General features: G+C 69.4%; 1 protein-coding gene. It reads right to left on the reverse strand.

Features of this window, described 5'->3' with window-relative positions:
• Positions 1-4,744: condensation domain-containing protein (locus tag M1M07_RS31915; protein ID WP_248676724.1), on the reverse strand; the 4,744-nt coding region annotated here is incomplete at both ends.

Genomic DNA, 4,744 nt, shown 5'->3' on the forward strand with positions numbered 1-4,744 from the left:
CCGCGTCGAAACTCGGCGACGCTGCGTGCAGCACCCGAGAATCCGGACCGAGCCCGAACCGAGCACGCTGTTCGGCGACCAGGTTCACCAGGCCCGCGTGCGTGACGGTCACACCCTTGGGCACACCCGTCGACCCGGACGTGTAGATCACGTACGCGGGATTCTCCATCCGCAGTGGGCACACGCGATCCGCATCGGTCACGCGATCGGGCGACGCCTGTTCGTACGGGTCGTCCAGGTTCAGCCACATGACTGTTGCCGGCAACGAATCGCGCGCATCGGCAGTCGTGAACCCGACCGTCACAGCCGAATCCGTGATCATGTGCTCGATCCGCGATGCGGGATAGTTCGGGTCGACGGGAAGGAAGGCCGCTCCGGTCTTCGCGACCGCCCACACCGCCAGCACCGACTCCACCGACCGCGGTACCGCGATCGCGACCGCCGCCTCCGGTCCGATACCGTATCGGATCAGCTTCCGCGCCATACGATTCGATTGCTCGTCGAGCTCACGGTAGGTCAGCCGATGCTCCCCCGCGACTACCGCGACCGCGTCCGGATCCGCTGCGGCCGACGCGACCAGGATGTCGGGCAACGTCACGCCGAGAATCGGCGATCCACCCGCGACCGGTACCAGTTCGGCGCGCTCGGCGTCGTCGAGCAGTGAGAACCGGTCGATGGGTGTATTGGACTGCACGACAAGCGATTCGATGATGTGACGTACGCGGTCGAGGATCGCGGCGACCTCACCGTGGCCGAAGAGATCAGGGAGATACTTGATCTTCAGGTGCAGCCGATCGTCCACGTGCGCAACCAAACCCATCGGATAATGCGCCGCATCCACGCCCGAGACATCCACCACCCGCATCCCCGCGATGTCCGTCTCCGCCGTCAACCCCCCACGATCGACCGGATACGACTCGAACACCGTCATCGTGTCGAACACCGCACCCGGCCCCGCCACCCGCTGCACATCCGACAACCCGACATAGTGATGATCGAGCAACCCCGCCTGCTCCGCCTGCACGCGATCGACCAACTCCCCCAACGACACCCCGGCGCCCCACCGCACCCGCACCGGCACCGTGTTCACGAACAACCCCACCATCGACTCCACCCCGTCGATCTGCGGCGGCCGCCCCGACACCGTCGCACCGAACGCCACGTCCTCCCGCGACGTCAACGACCCCAGCACCAGCCCCCACGCCACCTGCACCACCGTGTTCAACGTCGCCCCGCGATCACGCACCCACGCCGACAATGCCGCCGTCTCCTCCACACCGAAATCGGCACACACGTCCCGTGATTCGCGGTATCGGCGGGCGGAGTCGAGGTCGGAGACGAGGGTGGGTTCGGTCGCGCCGTCGAATGCACGGGCCCATGCGTCGAGCGATGTCTCGATGTCCTGCTCGCCGATCCAGGCCAGGAAGTCGCGGTAGGACCGGGAGCGCGGCAGCATCGTGTCGTCGCCGTCGGTGGCATAGAGCACGAGCAGTTCCTTCAGCAGCAACGGTGTCGACCAGCCGTCGAGCAGCAGGTGGTGGTTGGTCATCACCAGCCGATGGCTGTCCGGTCCGGTGGTGACCAGCAGCCACCGGATCAGCGGCGCCTGCGCCGGGTCGAACCGGGTGGCGCGATCCGCGGCCATCACCGCGGCGAACTCGCGGTCGAGGGTGGTCTCGTCGGATCCGGACAGGTCCAGCGTGTCGAACGGGACGTCGAGGTGGTCGTGGATCACCTGGACGCTCGGTGCGCCCGGCGACCGTACGAACGCGGTTCGCAGGTTGGCGTGGCGTTCGAGCAGCACCTTTCCGGCGCGCCGCAACCGCTGCGGGTCGACCGTTCCGCGCAGTTCGAGTACCAGTTGCACCAGGTACGCGTCGACCGAATCCTCCGACACCAGCGCGTGGAACAGCAGGCCCTCCTGCAGCGGCGACAGCGGCCACACGTCGGTCAGATCCGGATACCGCCGCTCGAGCTCCTCGATCTGTGCCTGCTCCAGCGTGACCAGACCCAGATCCGACGGCGTGAGGCCGCCGGCCACGGTCGCGAGGGCGGCGATGCGCTCGAGGACGTCGACCCACAGCCGGGCGACTGCGTCGACCTCGGTGGTGGTGAGCATCCCGGTCGGGAACGACCAGATCGCCCGCAGGCGTGAGCGGCCTCCGTCGTCGAGGGTGAGCGCGTTGACGTCGAGGACCGCCGGCACCGGGAGATCCGGATTCTGTGCGACGGAGAGATCGCCGGCGTCGTCGACGGGCATCCAGGGCACGTCCTGAGTTGTCTCGGTCGATCCTGTGGTCACGCGTCCCAGATAGTTGAATGCGACCTGCGGTGGTGTGCACTCGGCGAGGACGCGTCCGGCCTCCCCACCGAGGTGACGCAGCAATCCGAAGCCGATGCCGTGGTCGGGGACCGCGAGAAGCTGTTCCTTGACCGACTTGACGACAGCCCCGAGATTCGGTCCGCCCTCGCACGCGTCGGCGAGATCGAAGCCCGAAAGGTCCAGGCGCATCGGATAGCTCGTCGAGAACCAGCCGACGGTGCGACTCAGATCGGCGCCGGGAACGACGCTTTCCTCACGACCGTGGCCCTCGAGTCCGATCACCGCGTCCGTCAGTGCGGGATGACCGTGGTCGCGCCGCCACGTGGTGAGGGCGACGGCGAGAGCGGCGACGAGCCCGTCGGACACGCTGCCGTGGAACGCGTCCGGGACGGTGGTCAGCAGCGCCTCGGTGACCTCCGCCGACAGTTCGACCTCGACGCTGCCGGTCGTGGCGGCGGTGTCCGTCGCCGGATCCAGCGGCCTGGACCCGATCGTCGGGTCGTCCGCGGCCGCGGTCGCGCGCCAGAAGTCGAGTTCGGCGAGCCGTTCGGGTTGCTGCGCGGCCTCGACCAGACCGTGCGCCCAGCGGCGCATCGACGTACCGACCGCCTCGAGTTGCGGGTCCTGTCCCGCCGCGATCTGCGACCACGCGGTCGCGAGATCCGGGACGAGGATCCGCCACGACACGCCGTCGACTGCCGAATGATGAATCATGACCAGCAGCCTGCCCGGGATTTCGGTGTCGTCGGGGTCGAACCACACCGCCTGCACCACGATTCCCGAGGCCGGGTCGAGTCGGTCCGCGGCGGCGTCCGCCTCGGCGGCCGCGGTCGCGTGGAATCCGGCGGTGCCCGGCGCCGAGTCGACGACGACCCGGTGGAGCACGTCGCGTGCGCGAATCGCGCCGACCGGCAATGCTTCCCAATTCCAGCGGTTCGGCGCTGCGGGGTCGCGCTGCAGTCGGCTGCGCAGCATGTCGTGCCGATCGAGCACGGCCTGGAGCGTGCCCGCGAGGGTCTCCTCGTCGACGGTGGTGGGGAGCGCCAGGACGACGACCTGGGAGAACCGGTGGAATCCCGCGTCGCCTCGTCCGCTCTGCCAGTGCATGATCGGGGTGAGCGGCAGGTCGCCGACACCACCACCGGGCAGCTCCTCGAGCACCACCGCACCCGCACCACCGGACGCGGCCACCTGCGCCAGCGCCGCCACCGTCCGGCACTCGAACACATCCCGCGGCGAGAACACCAACCCCCGCGCCTTCGCCCGCACCACCAGCTGGATCGACATGATGCTGTCCCCGCCGAGCGCGAAGAACGAATCCTGCGCCCCGACCGTCTCGACGCCCAGCACCTCGGCGAACAACTCCGCCAGCACCGCCTCCGTCTCCGAGGCCGGTGCCCGGAACTCCGCCGCACCCGAACGGAAGTCCGGTTCCGGCAACGCCGCCCGATCCACCTTCCCGTTCGCCGTCACCGGCACCGCATCGAGGATCGACACCGTCGCCGGCACCATGTGCGGCGCCAGCCGCGTCCCTACCTGCGCCAGCACCGCCACCGGATCCAGCTCGGCGCCGGATTCGGGCACCACGTATCCGACGAGCCGATCCACCGCACCGCGATGGACACTCGCCACCGCCTGCTCGACACCGTCGCACGCCCGCAGCGCGGATTCGATCTCGCCGAGTTCGATGCGGAAGCCGCGGACCTTCACCTGCTGGTCGGAGCGGCCGACGTAGTCGAGTTCGAGCGTCCCGTCGTCGCGGCGACGCCACCGCGCCAGATCGCCGGTGCGGTACATGCGCTGCCCGTCCGGTGCGGCGACGAACCGTGCCGCCGACAATCCGGGACGATTGCGGTAGCCGCGGGCCAGCCCCGGACCGGACAGATACAGCTCCCCCACCACCCCGACGGGCACCGGCCGCAGCCGGTCGTCGAGGACGAGCTCGGCGAAGCCGCGGATCGGGCGGCCGATCGTGACGGGTTCTCCCGCAGTGAGCGGCCGGCCGGCGTTGGACTGGATCGTCGTCTCCGCCGGGCCGTAGGTGTTCACCATGGTCCGGCCCGGCGCCCACCGTGCCACCAGCTCCGGCGGGCAGGCCTCGCCGCCGACGATCACCGTGCCCAACCGGTCGAGTCCGATCGGATCCACCGTGCCCAGCGCCGCGGGAGTCAGTGCCGCGTGCGTGACCTGCTCACGCACCAGCACGTCTGCGAGCTCACACCCGCCGAACACCCCGGGCGGGGAGATCACCAGACAAGCACCGGATCCGAAGGCCCACAACATTTCCAGCACCGCCGCGTCGAAACTCGGCGACGCTGCGTGCAGCACCCGAGAATCCGGACCGAGCCCGAACCGAGCACGCTGTTCGGCGACCAGGTTCACCAGGCCCGCGTGCGTGACGGTCACACCCTTGGGCACACC

Source organism: Rhodococcus sp. HM1 (assembly GCF_023218075.1).
Lineage (GTDB): Bacteria > Actinomycetota > Actinomycetes > Mycobacteriales > Mycobacteriaceae > Rhodococcus.